The following is a 17,626-nucleotide window of genomic DNA, read 5'->3' on the forward strand; positions in this document are numbered from 1 at the left end:
CATGTCATTGAATGTCTTCTGGTTTATTCCCACCCACGGCGACAGCCGCTACCTGGGCACGTCGCAGGGCGCGCGTCCCGTCGATGCCGATTACTTGCGCCAGGTAGCCGTGGCCGCCGACACGCTCGGCTACGACGGCGTGCTGCTGCCCACGGGCCGCTCCTGCGAAGATGCGTGGGTGGTGGCGTCGTCGCTGATCAGCGTGACGCAAAAGCTGAAATTCCTGGTGGCCGTGCGGCCAGGCCTGTCCACGCCCGGCCTGGCCGTGCGCATGGCGTCCACCTTCGACCGCCTGTCGAACGGGCGCCTCTTGATCAATGTCGTCACGGGCGGCGACCAGGGAGAACTGGAAGCGGACGGCCTGTTTGCCGACCACGCCAAGCGCTATGAAATCTCCGATGAATTCATCAAGGTGTGGCGTGCCACCCTGGCGGGCGAGGGCGGCGCGGCCGGCTATGATTTCGAGGGCAAGCATATCCAGGTGAAGGGTGCGAAAACCCTGTATCCGCCCGTGCAAAAGCCGTATCCGCCGCTGTACTTCGGCGGCTCGTCGGAGCCGGCGCATGAACTGGCGGCCGAGCAGATGGACGTGTACCTGACGTGGGGCGAGCCGCCCGCCGCGGTCGCCGAGAAAATCGCCGACATCCGCGCGCGCGCCGCCAAGCGGGGACGCACAGTCCGGTTTGGCATCCGATTGCACGTGATCGTGCGCGAAACCAACGAGGCGGCCTGGCGCGCGGCCGATGAACTGATCAGCCACCTGGACGACGACATCATCGCGAAGGCGCAGGCGGCGTTCGGCAAGATGGATTCCGTGGGCCAGCAACGGATGGCGGCCCTGCATGGCGGGCGGCGCGACAAGCTCGAAGTGTCGCCGAATCTGTGGGCCGGCGTGGGCCTGGTGCGCGGCGGCGCGGGCACGGCACTCGTGGGCGACGGCCCGACCGTGGTGGCGCGCATGCAGGAATACGCGGACCTGGGCATCGACACCTTCATTTTCTCGGGCTACCCGCACCTGGAAGAGTCGTACCGCTTCGCCGAACTGGTATTCCCGTTGCTGGGCAAGGGCAAGGCCGTGGGTGAGCAATCCTTGAGCGGCCCGTTCGGCGAAGTCATGGCCAGCAATATCGTGCCGGCTGCGCCGCAGAAAAAGGCGGCCTGAGATGGCGACGGCCACCGTCAAAGGTCTGCCCGGCACGCCGTGGCGCAATGCGCTGGCGCCGTGGGCCTTGCCCGTGGCGCTGCTGCTGGCCTGGCAACTGGCGGCGCAGTGGGGCTGGCTGTCGAGCCGCATCCTGCCCGAGCCGTGGGCCGTGGCGAAAGCCTTCTGGCACCTGGCCGTATCGGGCGAACTGTGGCTGCACCTGAAAACGAGCTTGTGGCGCGCCACGGTCGGTTTCACCGTCGGCGCGGGACTGGGCTTGCTGCTGGGGCTATTGACGGGCAGCTTCCGTCACGCGGAAACCCTGCTCGACACAACACTGCAAATGGTGCGCAACATCCCGGCCCTGGCCCTGATCCCGCTGGTGATCCTGTGGTTCGGCATCGACGAGACGGCGAAACTGTTCTTGCTGGCCGTCGGCGTGTTCTTTCCCGTCTACCTGAACACCTTCCACGGCATCCGCTCGGCCGACCAGGGGCTGATCGAAATGGCGAAAAGCTATGGCCTGTCGGGCTGGCCCCTGTACCGCGACGTGATCCTGCCGGCCGCCATGCCGTCGATCCTGGTCGGCGTGCGTTTTTCGCTCGGTCTCGTGTGGGTGCTGCTGATCGTCGCCGAAACCATCTCGGCGCAGGCCGGCATCGGCTACATGACCATGAATGCGCGCGAATTTTTGCAAACGGACGTGGTGCTGGTGGGGATTTTATTGTACGCCTTGCTGGGCAAGCTGGCCGATTTGTTCTCGCGCCGGCTGGAACGCCACTGCCTGCGCTGGAATCCCGCTTACCGCTAACGAAGAAAGTACATACCATGCTGCTCGCCCCCATCCAGATCGAAACGGATTTTTTGTCGCACTTCGTCCAGTACGACCCGGCCAGCGCGCCGCCGCAGGCCAAGGCTGCCCCGCAAGCTCCTTTGGCGCGCCGTGGCGTGCCTTTGGAACTGACGCAATTGAGCAAGGCCTTTGGCGAACGTCCGGTCCTGAAAAACGTCGACCTGCAGCTGGAAGCGGGAGAATTCGTCGCCATCGTGGGGCGCAGCGGCTGCGGCAAGAGCACCTTGCTGCGCTCGATCGCGGGCCTGGAAAGCGTCGATGAAGGCAGCATCGCCATCGGCAGCGGCGTGGGCGCGCCCGATATCCGCATCATGTTCCAGGAATCGCGGCTGCTGCCGTGGAAGACGGTGCTCGACAACGTGGCCCTGGGCCTGCCCCGTTCCGTCGGCGCGGCGGCCGCTTCGCTGTGGACGGTGGGCCTGGCCGAGCGGACGGACGACTGGCCGTCAGCCCTGTCGGGAGGACAGAAACAGCGGGTGGCGCTGGCGCGCGCCCTCGTGCACGAGCCGCAACTGCTGCTGCTCGACGAGCCCCTGGGCGCGCTCGACGCCCTCACGCGCATCGAGATGCAGCAGCTGATCGAGTCGCTGTGGCTGGCGCGCGGTTTCACGGCCGTGCTGGTGACGCATGACGTGGCCGAGGCCGTGGCCCTGGCCGACCGCGTGCTGCTGATCGAGGATGGGCAGATCGCCCTGGACGTGCGGGTGGACTTGCCGCGCCCCCGTCAGCGCGGCACCGCGGCTTTCGCCGCGCTGGAGCAGGCTATCTTGTCGCGGGTGCTGCAGCCGTCTCGGCCAGGACAATAAAGCCGTCGCCATCGACGGTCGCCACGATGCCCTCGTAGCTGTCGATGGCCGGGTGGCGCGTGGCCAGCGGATGCGCATGCGTGGCGGTGACGACGATGACCTTGGCGCCAGCCGCTTCGCCCGCCTCGATGCCGACGGAGGCATCCTCGAATACCAGACAGTCTGAGGGCGCCACGCCCAGCTTTTCCGCCGCCAGCAAATAGCAATCGGGCCGGGGTTTGCCCGCCTTGACGTCTTCCGCCGTGACCATGATGGCCGGTATCGGCATGCCGGCTGCCTTCAGGCGCGCCGTGGCCAGCGCCCTCGGCGCCGAAGTGACGATGGCCCATTGCGCTGGCGGCAGCGACTGCAGGAAGCGCAGCGCGCCCGCGATTTCAATAATTCCTTCCACATCGATGATTTCCGCATCCGTGATGCCCTGCGATTCGCGCTGCGCGTCGATGCCGGGCAAGCGCAGCTTGGCGATGGTGTCGACCGAGCGCGCGCCGTGGATGGTGGGCAAAAAGGACGCCACGTCGAGGCCCTGGCGCTGGGCCCAGGTGCCCCAGATGCGTTCGGCGGCGGCGATGGAATTGATGACGGTGCCGTCCATATCAAAAAGAAAAGCCCGATAGCGGCCGGCGACCGATGGTGTCAGGGATGAAGACGGCGAGGGCAGTGCGGACATGGCTTCCTTCCGGATGATGGGCTGGAAGCCATTGTAACGGCAGCCGGTTTTTATTTCACAGGTAGACCGATTCAAAGCGGGCCACGGGCGCGCCATCCTTGAGCAGGATCAGGTACTCGCCTTCGAAACGGTAGCCCGTCACACTGTTCAAGTTGGCCAGCACGGCGCTTTCCAGCTGCATCAACGGCGGCGGGCAGGCCATGCGCGTGCTGGCCAACTGGGTGAAGCGCAGGGCCGTGCCGGCCAGCGTGTAGCCGCCCATGACCTGGTTGCAGCCCGTGAAACCATGGACCTTGCCATCGTCGGTGAGGGTGATGCGCACTTCGCGCTCTTGCTGCGGCGCCATCGTCACCGGGGCGCCATCGAGCTGCGTCAGCTTCCAGTAGGTATTCGTCAGGCTGTAGCTGGGCGTCAGGCCGGTGTCCGGCTTGGCGCTGTCGGACGTGGCGGCGCAGCCGCCGGCCATGGCGATGGCGGCGGCGAGGGACAGGTATGTGAGACGATGCGTCAGGCGATGCAGCATGGTGAACTCCAGTGTCAAGGGGAATAGCCGCCAGACTAGCAGTTTTTCCGTGCCTGCCCGCGTACCGCAGCGGCGAATGTTTCCATTTTGCCAGTACTGGCATTACACTCATGCTTTCTGCTGTTTCAACCTTGATCGGGGAGCCGGGCCGATGCTGCAAGCGCAAGCGCTGGATAATCGACTGGTCGCCACCAGTGCCGACGACGTGCTGGTCGATCGCATCGTGCCCGGCGCGCCGCTGGTGATCGCCTTCGGCTTCGTTTCGTGGACCACGCGTCCCGCCTTCGATTTCTACGGGCGCCTGCGCAAGCTGGAGCAGGCCAGCGGCCAGCATCTGAACAAGATCCTCGTGCGCGATTCGGGCAATGCCTGGTATCACCGCCGCATCGCGGGCCTGGGCAGCCACGTGGATGAGACGGCGCAAGCCCTGCGCGAACTGGTGCGCCGCATCGCGCCAAGTACCGTCACCACCCTCGGCCAATCCATGGGCGCGTACGCGGCCGTCATGTATGGCTTGCTGCTGGATGTGCAGCAGATCGTCGCCTTCGGACCGCTCTCCTTTCTCGACGTGCAGCAGGCGCGTTTGTACCACGAGCTGCGCTGGCTGCCCGTGATGGAGTCGCTGGCGCAAGAGCCGCCGCCGTCTGGCTACTACGACCTGGCGGCCCTGTGCCGCGCCAGGGCGACGGACGATACGCAGCTGCATCTGGTGTTCGGCACGCGGCCGGACGCGGCTAATCCTGGCGCCAGCGCCAGCGAATCGGTGAATCTCGACGCCATGCACGCGCAGCGCCTGGCTGCGTTCGGCCGCTGCACCCTGCACCCATATCCCCAGTCGGGTCACGCGGTGGTGCAGCACCTGATCGACACGAAGCGCATCAACGGCTTGCTGGCCAGCTGCATACTCGGTCTCACGCTGGAAGAAGAACACATGCCGGAGATCGGTGCCGCCTGGCAGGACTGGGTGGCGGAAAACCTGCGCCTCGGCTGCGCCGGCGAACAGCTGGTGGCGGTGCTGCAGCAGCACGGGTTTTCGCTGGCCAGCAGCATGGCGGCCGTGGATGCGGCCCGCGCCAAGGCCATATGACGCCGCAGTTCGAACTCGACACCCTGAAAATCCGTATCGCCGCGCCCGAACTGGCGGCGCTCGACTTGCGCGTGCGGGTGCAGCGCGCACTGCGCCAGCTGATACTCGACGGCGTGCTGGCGCCCGGCCTGCGCCTGCCGGCCACGCGCGCGCTGGCGCAGTCGCTGGGCGTGTCGCGCGAGACGGTGGAAATGGCGTATGCGCAGCTGCGCCTCGATGGTTATGTGCGGCGGCAGGCGGGATCGGGCAGTTTTGTCTCGCCGACGATAGGCGCGAGCTTGCTGGGCAAGCCTGCGACTGCGTTGCCGCCCTTGTCCGCGCAGCCGGTGGCGCTCAGCGCGCGCGGCGCGCAGATTCTCGCCAGCGGCGGCGTGACTGACCAGCAGAGCGTGAAGGCCTTCGCCACGGGCTTGCCGGAAACGCGGGCCTTTCCCGTCGACGTGTGGGAGCGCTTGCGGCGCCAGGCCGCCGGCGAACACAGTGCCGGCGTGCTGCTGCACGGCGACCCGCAAGGGGCCGGGCCTTTGCGCCAGGCCATCGCCGACTATGTGAACCTGGAGCGGGGCGCGCGGGCCACGGCGGACCAGGTGCTGGTGCTGAGCAGCACGCGCCAGGCCTTGTACCTGTGCGCGCAAGTGCTGGCCGACGCGCATGGTCCCATACTGATGGAAGACCCCGGCTATTTCGGTGCGCGCAAGGCGTTCGAGATGGCGCAATTGCGGGTGATTCCAGTACCCGTCGATGCGCATGGCTTGTCCATCGAGCACCTGCAGGCGGATCGCAGCGGGGCTAACACGGTGTACGTCACGCCGTCGCATCAATACCCGACGGGCGCCACCCTGGCGCTCGAGCGCCGCCTGGCCCTGACTGCCTGGGCCGCCGAGCGCCAGGGCTGGATCATCGAGGACGATTACGACAGCCAGTTTCACTACGCGGGCTTGCCGACGGCTTGCGTGCAGGGACTCGACACGCGGCAGCGCACGATTTACCTGGGGACTTTCGCCAAGTCGCTGTATCCGGGCCTGCGCATCGGCTACATGGTGCTGCCGCCCGCGCTGGTGAAACCGATGACGTATGCGCGCAGCATTCTCGATGGCCACACGCCGCAGCTGGACCAGCTGACCTTGGCCCGTTTCATCGCCGATGGCCATTTCGCGGCCCATGTGCGCGCCATGCGCAAGGTCTACGCCGTGCGCCGCGATGCGATGGCGCAGGCCGTGCAGCGGCACTTGCCGCACGTGGTCGCGGCGCAGCTGCCGCCGGGCGGCTTGCAGATGCCGTGCCTGCTGCACGAGGGCAGGGACGAGCTGGAAACGCTGCGCCTGGCGGCGCAGGCGGGCATCGTGCTGCCGGGCCTGAGCCGGCTGTATGCGACGCCGCCGGTGCGGGGCGGCTGGCTGCTGGGCTTTGCCGCGCTCACACCGCACGAGATCGACAGCGGCATCGTCCGCCTGGCCCGCGCCCTGGGGTGACTGCGCAAGTGGTCTGTTATATGTGAGGAAATTGGCCTGCCTGAGCAGTCCATGTGGCCATTACACTGCTCCCTTTCATTGGCAGGGGCATACACATGACATCAACCACCACAACGGCCGCGATGGCCGACCGGGCGCGCTGGCGCGACCTGGCGTCCCCCATCATGGCGGCCTTCATTTCCGTCCTCGTCAACTATGGCGGCACCTTCGTGCTGGTGTTCCAGGCGGCCCAGCTGGCCCAGCTGAGCGCCGCGCAGACGGCGTCCTGGGTCTGGTCGCTGAGCATCGGCGTGGGCGTGACGGGCATCTGGCTCAGCTACCGCTACCGCGCTCCCATCATTACGGCCTGGTCCACGCCCGGCGTGGCCTTCCTGGCCACCGTCATGCCGCATACGCCGTATGCCGAGGTGATCGGCGCCTACATGATCTCCGCCATCGCCTTCATTGTGCTGGGCATGTCCGGCGCCTTCGAGCGCCTGGTGCGCTGGATTCCTGGCGGCATCGCCGCCGGCTTGCTGGCCGGTATCCTGCTGCAGTTTGGCGTGAACGCGTTTGGCGGCGCCAGCGCCGATCCGCTGCTGGTGGTGGTATTGCTGCTGTCGTACGCCGTGCTGCGCCGTTTCACGGCACGCTTTGCCGTGGTGGGCATCATGCTGATCGGCCTGGCCCTGCTGCTGGCGCAGGGACGCATCGATGCGCAAGGCATCGAGCTGGCCCTGGCCGCGCCCGTGTTCGAGATGCCGCGCTTTTCCGTGGCCTCCCTGCTGGGCGTGGCGCTGCCCCTGTTCCTGATTACGCTGACGGGGCAATACATGCCCGGCATGCTGGTGCTGCGCAATGACGGTTACCAGGTCAGTGCCAATCCCATTTTGACGGTGACGGGACTCGGTTCGCTGCTCATGGCGCCATTCGGCGCGCACGCCTTCAACGTGGCCGCCATCACGGCCGCCATCTGCACGGGCAAGGATGCGCATGCGGATCCGTCGAAGCGCTATGTGGCGGGCCTGGCGTGCGGCGTGCTGTACATCCTCGTGGGCATCTTCGGCGTGACCCTGGCCAGCCTGTTCATGGTCTTGCCGCGCAGTTTTATTACGGCGCTGGCGGGCCTGGCCCTGCTGGGCGCCATCGGCAACAGCCTGGCGCAGGCGATGGCGGACGTGCGCATGCGCGAAACGGCGCTGATCACGTTTCTTGCCACGGCCGCGAACGTGACCCTGCTGGGCGTGGGCGGCGCCCTGTGGGGACTGGCGGCCGGACTGGCGGCGCATGCGCTGATGCATGGCTGGCGCAAGGCGGCTTGACGGCGGCATCGCCGGACAGCTTGCCCATGTTGCCGGCCGCCGCATACAATTGCTGCGCCCGTGCCCGTTGGCACCACTGAACGATTGAACGATGCCCGAGATCACTTCCCTGGCGCAGTATCTGCTGGCGATCGCGCCCGCCTTCCTCGTCTGCGCCGCCTTGCTGCTGGCCATTCCCCGGACGGTGCCGCTGCTGCGCGTGCTCGTGCATATGCTGTTCTTCGTGCTGGCGCGCGACGCGATGACGGCGCACGGCTACTGGCAAGTGGCGGCGGGCGGCTTGCGCTTCACGGCGCCGCCGCCGGTCTTGCTGGCGCTGGGCGCCATGTCGCTGGGCCTGGTGGCGAGTACTTGCTGGCTGGAAAGCGAGGCGCGCCGGCAGATCCGCTGGCTGGGCACGCGGCCGGCCCTGTCCGTGCTGCTGGGCGTGGCGGGCGCGTGCGTGATCATCGCCTTGGCGACGGGATTGAAAGCCCTGTTCGGCTTGCCGTCCCTGGCGCCCGTTGCGCCATCCGCGCTGCCCTTGCTGCTGGGCTTTGCGCTGGCGGCCAACTGTTATGAGGAATTGCTGTTTCGCGGCTTGCTGCAGCAGCAATTGCGCGCCTGGCTGCCGGCCTGGCGCGCGGCGCTGGTGTCGGGCCTGCTGTTTGGCCTGTGCCATGCTTTTCTCGCCGCCACCGTCACGCAGGTGGGCGCGCCCATCCTCGTGTTTACCGTGATCGAGGGCGTGGTGGCGGGGCTGGTATATTGCCGTGCCGGCTTGCTGGGCGCATCGCTGGCGCATGGGCTGGCGATTTTTGCGCTGGCCGCCGGCTGGGTGTGAAACCTGTTGTTTAATGTTAAAGAAACGAGAAGACAATGCCTGTAAGCTCTTACCTGAATACCCGTCCCGTGCTGGGCGAGCGCGTCTACCTGCATGACACGGCGCAAGTGATTGGCGACGTGCAGATCGGCGACGACTGTTCCATCTGGTGCAACAGCGTGCTGCGCGGCGACGTCAACCGCATCGTCATCGGCGAGGGCAGCAATATCCAGGACTTTTCCATGGGCCATGTGTCGCACAGGAATGCAGCCAAGCCCGATGGATCGCCTTTGACCATCGGCAAGTATGTCACCATCGGCCATTCCGTGATCTTGCACGGCTGTACCATCGGCGACGAATGCCTGATCGGCATGGGCAGTATCGTCATGGATGACGTGGTGGTGGAAAAACACGTGATGCTGGGCGCGGGCAGCCTGGTGTCGCCGGGCAAGGTGCTGGAAAGCGGCCACTTGTACGTGGGCCGTCCCGCCGCCAAGGTGCGCGCACTGACCGAGGCCGAGATCGCCTACCTGCGCTATTCGGCCGAGCACTACGTGCGCGTGAAGAACAATTACCTGGCGGGCGAGCCGGGCTGATGCGTCAAGCTGGCGCCGTGGCCAGCGCATTGATGCGCGCCGCCATGGCGCGCGCGTCAGGCACGCCGAGTACCAGGCGCGCCCACTTTTCGCCCTGCAATTCGATGACCAGCGGCTGCGTGCCGCGCGTCATGAAGACAAACTGGCGGTCGCCCCCCTTGTGGTAAGTGCCCGCCGAAATGACGCCAGGCAAGTTGGTGCCCGGGGCGCGCAAGCCCAGGGCCGTGCCGCGGAAACCGTCATCGTCGGTGGCGCCACGCACATGCTGCAGGGGAATATGCAGGTTGCCGTGAAAGGACGCCAGCTTTTCCCACAGGGCCAGGCGGATGGTCAGTGCATCGTCGTTCAATTCGAGGACAGGCATGGTGTCTCCTTTGGTGGTTGATCCAGATGGCTTAACAGGCGTTCGCCCAGCAGGCGGGCCGTCTCGGCGCCCGTGTCCAGCACGGCGGCGCGGCACAGCGCCGTGATGGCGGCGTCGGAGGGCGCCAGTTCCTTCAAGGCGATGATCAGTAAATCGACCGCTTCTTCCCGCGCCGGCCAGCCAGGCTGCAGCGCCTGCGCCAGCACGCGCTCGAACAGATGGCGCTTGGAGCCGAATGCCTTGTACAGGCTGCCGCGCAGCAAACCGGTCGCCTTGACCAGGTCATCGATCGATGCGGCGTTGTAGCCCAGGCTGCCAAAGACGGCGGCGGCCTGGCTGATGACGGTCGTTTCGTTGAAGTTGCGCGGTCTGGCCATGGTACGTATGCAATGCGTGCGGCGGGGCGGGATGTCCCGTATCTGCTTACACTATATGCATTGGTGAACGATTGGTCAATAACTATCGGCGGGCAGCCGCTGGCGCAATTCCGGTCGCGGCGCCAGGTCGTGCGGCAGGCGCAGGCCCGACACGAGGCCCAGGCGCCGCAACAGCAGCAGCATCCACCAGCCCGGGTCCCATTCGCCCGGCAGCAGGCCCAGCCTGGCTGAACCCGGATACGCGTGATGGTTGTTGTGCCAGCATTCGCCCATGGTCAGGAGCGAGGTCAGGCGGATATTCCTGCCCTGCACGGCGGCGCCGTCGACATGAAAGTGCATCTGCCCATGGTTGTGCGCGAAGTAGCCGATCAGCCAGTGGCCGAGCACGCCGGCGCTGACCCGCGCGCAGACGCCCCAGCAGACGTAGCCCCAGCCGCCCCAGGCGTAGAACAGCACGGCCCACGGCAGTTGCTGCAGCATCCAGGTTGTTTCCAGGAAACGATAAAAGCGGTCGTGCGCGATGCGCTGCTCGATGGCGATGTGCGGCGGGTGGTCGAGGTCGAGGCGGCAGTGTAGTTGCCACCAGGCATCGCGCCAGAAGCCGGCGCCGTGGCGCAGATACGGGTGGCAGTCGGGCAAGCGCTGGGCATAGTCGCGCAGCTCGTGCTGGCGCAGCAGGCCCAGCGGGCCGCTGAGTCCCACCAGCACGCCCAGGTAGACGAGCAGGTATTCCAGCCACTGCGGGCATTGGAAGCTGTCGTGGATCAGTTTGCGGTGGCTGCCCAGCGAGTGGCCGAACAGCAGGACGATGGCCGTGCTGACGATAAACAGCGCCATGCCCGTCCAGCTGAAGGCGAGCAGGGCGCCGGCAATGGCGCCGGCCAGCATGGCCGTCAGCCACAGCGATGACAGCGGCGCGTAGCGCACCGAGCCGTCCAGCACTTCGCCAGCGTGGCTGGCGCGGACGCGGTGACTGTCCAGGCTGGCCGTTGGCATCAGCCCTTGGGGGCCGACGACGGTTGCGTGTACTTGTCGAAGTTGGTGATGTAATCGTTGAAGTTGTCGGTCAGCATGCGCTTGTACTGTTCCGTGAAGAAGGCCACGGCGCCTTCCTTCTCTGCCTGCATCTTGGCCACGTCGCTGCTTTTGCTGGCGACGAGGAAGGCGTTGAAGCGGGCGGCCGCGTACAGCAGCGAGGTGGCGACTTCATTGCCGCCGCTGTGCATGCATTGCTCATTGGCCAGGGCGATGACCTGGTCGGCGCGTTCCCAGAATTCCGGGCCCGGTGCTGGTTTTGTCGTTGGTGTGCTCATAAAAATCCCTCATGAAAGTGCGCGCCAGTCTACACAGGGGGCCGCGGGCTGTCCAGCCGCACGGCCGCCAGTCAGGGCGTTTGCAGGATCTGTTCGAGCAGCGCGGGCAGCGGCTGACGGATATCGAGCACGATGCCGGCCTCGTCCGCCTGCAGCGGCTGCAGGGTGGCCAGCTGGCTGTCGAGCAGGCTGGCGGGCATGAAGTGGCCCGGGCGCTGCAAGCGGCTTTCCAGCACGGCGCGCGGACCGTCCAGGTGGACGAAGCGCAGGGCCGGGTCGCCTGCGCGCAGCACGTCGCGGTAGGCGCGTTTCAGGGCCGAGCAGGAAACGACGAGGCCGCTGCCTTGCGCGCGGGCCGTGGCGATCCGGTCGCGCAGGGCGGCCAGCCAGCCGGCCCGGTCGGCATCGTCGAGCGGGATGCCGGCCGCCATCTTGGCCACGTTTTGCGGCGAATGCACGTCGTCGCCTTCCACGTAGGGCACGTGCAGGGCTTCGGCCAGCAGGCTGCCGACGGCGCTCTTGCCGCAGCCGGACACGCCCATCACGACCCAGCGCACGGCGGGCACGCCCAGGCTCAAGGCGCCGAAACGATGACGGTGACGCGGCGGTTTTCCGCCTTGCCCGTCTTGCTGGCGTTCGAGGCGACCGGTTTGCTCATGCCCAGGCCCTTGACGCTGATGTTGTCGCGCGGAATGCCCGATGCGCTCATGGCGTCGGCTACCACGTTGGCGCGCGCCAGCGACAGCTTGTCGTTGTACGCTTCCGTGCCTTCGTTATCCGTATGGCCTTCCACGCGCATGTGGGTAATGCCCACTTTCAGCAGGGCGGCGCTGATTTTCTGGATGGCGTTGCGGCTCGGTGCCGTCAGCTTGGCGGCGTCGAATTCGAACAGCAGCTTGTCCGTAAAGCTCAGTTCCCAGCCTTCGTCGGTCTGGTTGAAGCCTTGCTCCTTCAAGGTGGCGACTTGCTCGGCATTGAACAGCGGTTTGATTTCTGGCGTGCTCTGGCAGGCGGCCAGCAGGCCCAGCATGAACAGACCGAGGACGCCGCGGCGAAATTGCTTGTAGAGAAATTGCATGGTGTTGCTCCTTGGTTCAGGGGTGAATATGGGGTTGCGGCAGGCGCGCCACCTGGCGCGTGCCGCGCTGCGCCTGCTTGGCGCGGTACATGGCTTCATCCGCCGCGCCTACCAGCGAGACGGCGTCGATGGCGTGGTCGGGGAAGACGGCCACGCCGATGGTCAGCGAGCTGACGATGCTGTTGCCGGTGGGTAATTCAATGGCTTGCGCCATGGCAGCGATGATGTTGTCGGCGATATGCATGGCGTCGCTGCTGTTGCGCAGCGGCTTGAGCAGGATGGCGAATTCGTCGCCGCCCAGGCGCGCCACCAGGTCGCCCTCGCGCAATTGCTGCTTGATGCGCGCGGCGATCGTCACCAGCACCCGGTCGCCCGAGGCATGGCCGAAGGTGTCGTTGATGTATTTGAAGCGGTCGCTGTCGAGGAACAGCACGGCCACCTTGCCATTGCCGACCCGCGCTTCGAGGATGGCGCGTTCCAGCTCCGCTTCCATGAAGGCGCGGTTCGACAGGCCCGTCAGGCTGTCGTGGTTGGCGCGGTGCGACAGCGAGGCGTTTTCCTTTTGCAGATGGCTTTGCCATGCTTCCAGTTCGTCGAGCAGGGCGTTGAAGTCGTCATTGATCTGGTTCAACTCGGCAATATTGGCTGGCGGCACGCGCAGTTCGAACGAGCGGTCGCGCCGCACGCGGTGGGCCGTTTCCGCCAGGTGGCGCAGGGGCGACGTGATTTCCGTTTCCATGCGGCGCGACAGGCGCACGGCGACGGCCAGGCTGAGCACCAGGCAGGCGAGCAGGCAGGCCAGGCCGCTGAGCAGGAAGGGCAGCAGGCTGCGGCTGTGCGGCACCAGGGTGATGTTGCCGATGACCTGATCATTGCGCGTGACGGGGAAGGTCAGCGAATCGGGCAGCATCCAGCCCGTCAGCGCGCGTTCGATGTAGTAGCGGGTACTGTGTTCGCCCCGTTCCCAGCGGGCCAGTACCTTGCCGGCCTTGTCGCTCACCTGCGCCTGGTCGATATCCTCATTGACGCCGATCAAGGCCAGCGCTTCACTGGCGACCATGGCGTCGCCAAAGACGACGGCCCCTTCCACCGTGTAGCTCATCGAGCGGGCCACCAGGCGCAGGTTCTGGTCCGAATACACGCGCAGGGCCAGCAGCGCCACGGCCGTCAGGGTCAGGCCGGCCGCCAGCACGGCGATCAGCGATACGCTCAGGTGGGCGCGCCGCAGCACGCTGTCGAGCGTGGGGCGGGGCGGGCGGGCAGGCTTGTTGCTCATGCGGGCGCTCATGGCGGCGGTCCCTTGCGACGTGCAATTTGCAAGGCGTTCGGATGCACGCGCAGGCCGCTGCGGGCGATGGCGTCGAGGTTGACGTCAAAACCGATCTGCGCCTCGTTCAGGCGCAGGCAGAACATGGTGCCCACGGTGCACGATGTGCCGGGCTCGGCGACCGATAAAATCGGCTTGCCGATGAGCTGCGCCAGCAAGTGCTCGCGCTCTCCCTCGGGCAGGCTGCCCAGGTAGACGACGTCGCATTCGCTGGCCGCGCTTGCCAGCGCCGGGATTTTCACGCGGATGCGCTGGCCCAGGCTGGAGGCGGGCGTGTCGACGATGGCCGCGCCGTAGCGGGGTGCACCGACCATGCAGACGCGCACTTCCTGGCGCGCCACGGGCCAGCGCACATAGCTGACGATGCCAAACAGGACCTGGGCCACCTCGGCGGGACGCCTGGCGTCGGCCGCCGCGCCCGTTTGCGCCCACACCGCGCACGGCGCCAGCGCGCTGCAGGCGAGCAGCGAGGCCAGCAGCACGACAGCGAACAGGGCTGGCGGCGCGGAGCGCTGCCGGTGGCGAGGGGAGGAGGGCACGGCGTCGGTGTCTTTATTCGGGTCGGGTGGCTACTTAAATTGTTACTCAGCAACACAGACTGTACGGAAGTCCCGGTTGAAAGTAAATCACGGCGCTACGCCATACAACCTTGCATTATAAACACGAATGTGAAAACTTGCATTCTTTACCATGAGAATTACTTGTCAACACTGCCGTGGCACGCCAGAGTGTTGCTATTCTTCCAATGTCGCCTCCAGCAAGTCGATTTCGCGCAGCAGGCGCAAATGGATGGTGTCGTCCAGTTCGCCTGAAATACGACGGCGGAACAGTTCATCGCGCTCCGCATTCAGCGCTTCCAGCCGCAGCGCGCGCTCGGCCTTGGCCAGTTCCTGCAAGCGCATCGCCTCGTCGTTGCTGCTTTCGCCATACGCGAGGCGGCGCCGGTAGGCTTCGATCAGGCGGTTGGCCGCCTCCGTGACGACTTGCTGCTTGTCATTCTTGTCGATGCCTTCGCACACTTTTTCCAGCCGCGCGATGGCCGCCTCGGCGGCTGCGGCGCGGGCATTGCGCTCTTCCGTCGAACGGCGCGCGGGCGGCGCGAACACCAGGCCCTTGGTCAGCAGGGGCAGGGTGACGCTGGCCAGCAGCAGCGACAGCAGAATCACGCCCATGGCCAGGAAGATGACGAGGTCGCGCGCCGGGAAACGATTGCCATCGGGCAAGAACAGGGGCAGGGTCAGGATGCCGGCCAGGGTCAGCGCGCCGCGCACGCCCGCGAACGACGCCACCAGCAGCAGGCGCAGGCTGGGGCGCGCCAGCAGCGCCGCATCCTTCGGTTCGCCCGCGATTTTCTTGTGGTGCTTGAACAGGGTCAGTTTCATGGAAATGAAGACCCACAGGAAGCGCATGAAGGTCAGCCCCACCGTGATGGCGATGACGAACAGGGGCAGCTTCCAGGCGCTGCCGGCGCCGATTTCGGCGGAGGCGGCGGGCAAGCCGGCCACGGTGGCGGGCAGCTGCGCGCCCAGCATGACGAAGATCACGCCATTCAAGACCAGTTGCACGGTATCCCACACGGCCTTGCGCTGGGTGCGCGTGGCGGCCAGCGGGCGGCCGATCAGGTCGGCGTAATGCATGGATACGCCCGCCGTGGCGGCGGCCAGGATGCCGGAACCGTGGATTTGCTCGGCGCCCAGGTAGGCGGCGAACGGGATCAGGATGCTGATCAGGATTTGCAGGCCCGGTTCTTCGCCCACCTTGCTCACGAGCCATTTATTCGCCAGGCCCACGCCCCACGAGATGGCCAGGCCGATGACGATGCCGCCGCCCGCTTCCTGCAGGAAACTCAGCGAGGCGGCGCCGATGGAAAAACCGCCCGTCATCATGGCGCCCACGGCAAACGTGAAGCAGACCAGGCCGGAAGCGTCGTTCAGCAGCGATTCGCCTTCGAGGATGTGCATCAGGCGCGGCGGGATCGGGTTGCCGGCAGCGATCGCCGAGACGGCCACGGGGTCCGTCGGCGACAGGATGGCACCGAGCGCGAAGGCGACGGCCAGCGGCACGCTGGGGATCAGCCAGTCGATGAAAAAGCCCATGCCCAGCACGGTAAACAGCACCAGGCCGATGGCCAGCATCAGGATCGAGCGCGCGTCGGAAAAGAAGGCGCCCTTGGGGATGCGCCAGCCATCGAGAAACAGCAGCGGCGGGATGAAGAGCAGGAAGAAAATGTCGGGATCGAGCGGCACTTGCACGCCAAACAAGGCCAATCCCGTGCCGCCGGCGATCTGGATCAGGGGCAGCGGCAGCCTGACCCAGCGCGAGCGGGCGAGAAAGCCGCACAGGACGACGGTCAGGACGAGGATGAGGATGATGGTAACGGTATGCATGAAGGAGCGGCGGCGTGCTGAAACGCTGATTATAAGGCGCAGCCCGCCTGCAGGCGTTGCCTGCGTGTCATTGCGTACATACAACAAGTCACAATCGCGGTAAGATTGTCACTGTGCCCCTGTTGCCGCCGCCGTTGGCCGGCGGCTGGTCGCCTTGCTTTATTTCTTTGCTGTCACCCTGGACTTTACTTTTCACTGGTTCCCGTTTTGCTCAAGAAAATCTTCACCGGCCTGCTGCTGTCGCTGGCATTGCTCATCGTGGCGGCCCTTGCCGCGTATCTGTATTACTGGCGCCCCGCGCTGGCGCCCATCGATCCGCCTGCCGCCACGGCATTTTCCCCGCAAGTGGTGGAGCGGGGCCGCATCCTGGCGGGCATGGGCAATTGCGCCGCCTGCCATACGGCCAAGGGCGGCGCCGATTACGCGGGCGGCCACGGCCTGGCCACGCCGTTCGGCACGATCTACGCGACGAATATCACGCCCGACCGGCAAACGGGCATCGGCCGCTGGTCGCTGGCGGCCTTCCAGCGGGCCATGCGCGAAGGCGTGGGCCGCGATGGCGCGCATTTGTATCCCGTCTTTCCGTACACCCATTTCAACCTTGTCTCGGATACGGACCTGACGGCCTTGTATGCGTATTTCATGACGCGCCCGCCCGTGTATGCGGCGGCGCCCGCCAACAGCGTGCCGTTTCCCCTGAACTTGCGGCCGCTACAGGCGGGCTGGAAGCTGCTGTTTTTCAAGCCAGCGCCTTTCCAGCTTGATCCTGCGCAAGGCCTGGACTGGAACCGGGGCCGCTACCTGGCCGAGGGCCTGGCCCATTGCGCCGCCTGCCACACGCCGCGCAATGCGCTGGGCGCCGAGCTGGCCGGTTCGTCCTATCTGGGCGCGGCCATCGACCACTGGTATGCGCCGGCCTTGACCAGCGCCAACACGGCCCCCTTGCCGTGGACGCAGGACGAGCTGTACGCCTTCCTGCGCACGGGCGCGACGGCCCTGCACGGCGTGGCGGCAGGGCCCATGTCGGCCGTCGTGCACGAAGGCATGGGCGCCTCGCCCGATAGCGATCTCCGCGCGCTGGCCACGTATTTTGCCGGCGTGGCCGGGGCTGAACAACGCCAGGTCGATACCGATGCCGTGGTGAAGGCCGGCATCGTCCGCTCGCAGAGGGTCAGCCTGGTCGACAACGACCGTGGCGCCAGCCTGTACGTGGCCGCCTGCGCGGCGTGCCACTCGAACAGCGATGGAAAACCCGTGGCTCTGCGCCCGGAACTGAGCCTGAACAGCGCCGTCAGCGCGCCCGATCCCGCCAACCTGATCCAGGTGATATTGCACGGCATCAGCAAGGACGACGCCATGCCCGGCTTGCTGATGCCCGGCTTTGCCGCTTCGCTGACGGACAACGATGTGGCCCAGCTGGCCGCCTATTTGCGCCGCAGCCGCAGCCACCAGCCGGCCTGGACGAACCTGGAAGCGGCCGTGACACGCGCGCGTGCCGGCAAGTAATTCTTGAAAGTTTCTTATGTATA

The 17,626-nt window shown here is 66.3% G+C and carries 20 protein-coding genes; 9 read left to right on the forward strand and 11 right to left on the reverse strand.

The window, feature by feature from the left end; translation table 11 throughout:
• The first annotated feature begins 1 nt into the window (after position 1).
• From ssuD to BZG29_RS11595, 3 genes are read left to right on the forward strand one after another with little or no spacing between them, the layout of a single operon-like run.
• Positions 2-1,162, forward strand: coding sequence for an FMNH2-dependent alkanesulfonate monooxygenase (ssuD, locus tag BZG29_RS11585; protein WP_077402579.1), 1,161 nt, complete (start codon positions 2-4; stop codon positions 1,160-1,162).
• Position 1,163: 1 nt separating this feature from the next.
• A complete protein-coding gene (gene ssuC / locus BZG29_RS11590; protein WP_077402582.1) occupies positions 1,164-1,955 on the forward strand; it encodes an aliphatic sulfonate ABC transporter permease SsuC in 792 nt (263 codons plus the stop codon).
• A 17-nt stretch (positions 1,956-1,972) separates the two neighbouring features.
• Complete coding sequence (locus BZG29_RS11595) at positions 1,973-2,803, forward strand: ATP-binding cassette domain-containing protein (RefSeq protein ID WP_077402585.1); 831 nt, start codon at positions 1,973-1,975, stop codon at positions 2,801-2,803.
• Here the strand turns inward: BZG29_RS11595 and BZG29_RS11600 are convergent.
• On the reverse strand, positions 2,760-3,470 hold the full coding sequence (locus tag BZG29_RS11600) for an HAD-IA family hydrolase (RefSeq protein ID WP_077402588.1): 711 nt from the start codon (positions 3,468-3,470) through the stop codon (positions 2,760-2,762). The two genes, BZG29_RS11595 and BZG29_RS11600, sit on opposite strands and share 44 nt — an antisense overlap.
• A 55-nt stretch (positions 3,471-3,525) precedes the next feature.
• Complete coding sequence (locus BZG29_RS11605; protein WP_077402591.1) at positions 3,526-3,993, reverse strand: META domain-containing protein; 468 nt, start codon at positions 3,991-3,993, stop codon at positions 3,526-3,528.
• Positions 3,994-4,144: 151 nt separating this feature from the next.
• Between BZG29_RS11605 and BZG29_RS11610 the strand changes: the two genes are divergently transcribed.
• The 5 genes from BZG29_RS11610 to BZG29_RS11630 all read left to right on the forward strand — a co-directional run bounded on the left by BZG29_RS11610 (position 4,145) and on the right by BZG29_RS11630 (position 9,251).
• Positions 4,145-5,080: a hypothetical protein gene (locus BZG29_RS11610; protein WP_077402594.1), complete on the forward strand. Its 936-nt coding sequence runs from the start codon at positions 4,145-4,147 to the stop codon at positions 5,078-5,080.
• Complete coding sequence (locus BZG29_RS11615; RefSeq protein WP_077402597.1) at positions 5,077-6,552, forward strand: PLP-dependent aminotransferase family protein; 1,476 nt, start codon at positions 5,077-5,079, stop codon at positions 6,550-6,552. The genes BZG29_RS11610 and BZG29_RS11615 overlap by 4 nt, the downstream gene beginning before the upstream one ends.
• Positions 6,553-6,647: 95 nt before the next feature.
• The gene (locus tag BZG29_RS11620; protein WP_216350364.1) at positions 6,648-7,853 is read left to right on the forward strand and encodes a benzoate/H(+) symporter BenE family transporter; all 1,206 of its coding nucleotides are present in this window, start codon (positions 6,648-6,650) and stop codon (positions 7,851-7,853) included.
• A 91-nt stretch (positions 7,854-7,944) separates the two neighbouring features.
• Positions 7,945-8,676 (forward strand): CPBP family intramembrane glutamic endopeptidase, encoded by a 732-nt coding sequence (locus tag BZG29_RS11625; RefSeq protein ID WP_077402602.1) that lies wholly within the window; start codon positions 7,945-7,947, stop codon positions 8,674-8,676.
• Positions 8,677-8,711: 35 nt separating this feature from the next.
• Positions 8,712-9,251 carry a gamma carbonic anhydrase family protein gene (locus BZG29_RS11630; protein WP_077402605.1) on the forward strand — a complete coding sequence of 180 codons (540 nt, stop codon included), beginning with the start codon at positions 8,712-8,714 and terminating at the stop codon, positions 9,249-9,251.
• 4 nt (positions 9,252-9,255) lie between these two features.
• Here BZG29_RS11630 and BZG29_RS11635 read toward each other — a convergent pair whose 3' ends face one another.
• From BZG29_RS11635 to BZG29_RS11675, 9 genes are all read right to left on the reverse strand, one after another.
• Complete coding sequence (locus BZG29_RS11635) at positions 9,256-9,615, reverse strand: hypothetical protein (protein ID WP_077402608.1); 360 nt, start codon at positions 9,613-9,615, stop codon at positions 9,256-9,258.
• Positions 9,597-9,992, reverse strand: coding sequence for a helix-turn-helix domain-containing protein (locus BZG29_RS11640; protein WP_077402611.1), 396 nt, complete (start codon positions 9,990-9,992; stop codon positions 9,597-9,599). Before BZG29_RS11640 ends, BZG29_RS11635 begins: the two co-directional genes overlap by 19 nt.
• A 75-nt stretch (positions 9,993-10,067) precedes the next feature.
• On the reverse strand, positions 10,068-10,988 hold the full coding sequence (locus BZG29_RS11645) for a fatty acid desaturase (protein WP_150130875.1): 921 nt from the start codon (positions 10,986-10,988) through the stop codon (positions 10,068-10,070).
• Complete coding sequence (locus BZG29_RS11650; RefSeq protein WP_077402617.1) at positions 10,988-11,305, reverse strand: DUF3144 domain-containing protein; 318 nt, start codon at positions 11,303-11,305, stop codon at positions 10,988-10,990. Before BZG29_RS11650 ends, BZG29_RS11645 begins: the two co-directional genes overlap by 1 nt.
• Positions 11,306-11,376: 71 nt before the next feature.
• The gene (locus tag BZG29_RS11655) at positions 11,377-11,871 is read right to left on the reverse strand and encodes a gluconokinase (protein ID WP_077409067.1); all 495 of its coding nucleotides are present in this window, start codon (positions 11,869-11,871) and stop codon (positions 11,377-11,379) included.
• 8 nt (positions 11,872-11,879) lie between these two features.
• Positions 11,880-12,383 carry an OmpA family protein gene (locus BZG29_RS11660; RefSeq protein ID WP_077402620.1) on the reverse strand — a complete coding sequence of 168 codons (504 nt, stop codon included), beginning with the start codon at positions 12,381-12,383 and terminating at the stop codon, positions 11,880-11,882.
• A gap of 16 nt (positions 12,384-12,399) precedes the next feature.
• A complete protein-coding gene (locus BZG29_RS11665; RefSeq protein ID WP_253192856.1) occupies positions 12,400-13,659 on the reverse strand; it encodes a diguanylate cyclase in 1,260 nt (419 codons plus the stop codon).
• 8 nt (positions 13,660-13,667) lie between these two features.
• A complete protein-coding gene (locus BZG29_RS11670) occupies positions 13,668-14,249 on the reverse strand; it encodes a YfiR family protein (protein WP_253192857.1) in 582 nt (193 codons plus the stop codon).
• A gap of 195 nt (positions 14,250-14,444) precedes the next feature.
• Positions 14,445-16,097, reverse strand: coding sequence for a Na+/H+ antiporter (locus BZG29_RS11675; protein ID WP_077402630.1), 1,653 nt, complete (start codon positions 16,095-16,097; stop codon positions 14,445-14,447).
• 207 nt (positions 16,098-16,304) lie between these two features.
• On the opposite strand from BZG29_RS11675, the gene BZG29_RS11680 reads away from it, so the two are divergent.
• The gene (locus tag BZG29_RS11680; protein ID WP_077402633.1) at positions 16,305-17,603 is read left to right on the forward strand and encodes a cytochrome c; all 1,299 of its coding nucleotides are present in this window, start codon (positions 16,305-16,307) and stop codon (positions 17,601-17,603) included.
• The last annotated feature ends 23 nt before the right edge of the window (positions 17,604-17,626 follow it).

It is taken from the genome of Janthinobacterium sp. LM6, assembly GCF_002002885.1.
Lineage (GTDB): Bacteria > Pseudomonadota > Gammaproteobacteria > Burkholderiales > Burkholderiaceae_D > Janthinobacterium > Janthinobacterium kumbetense.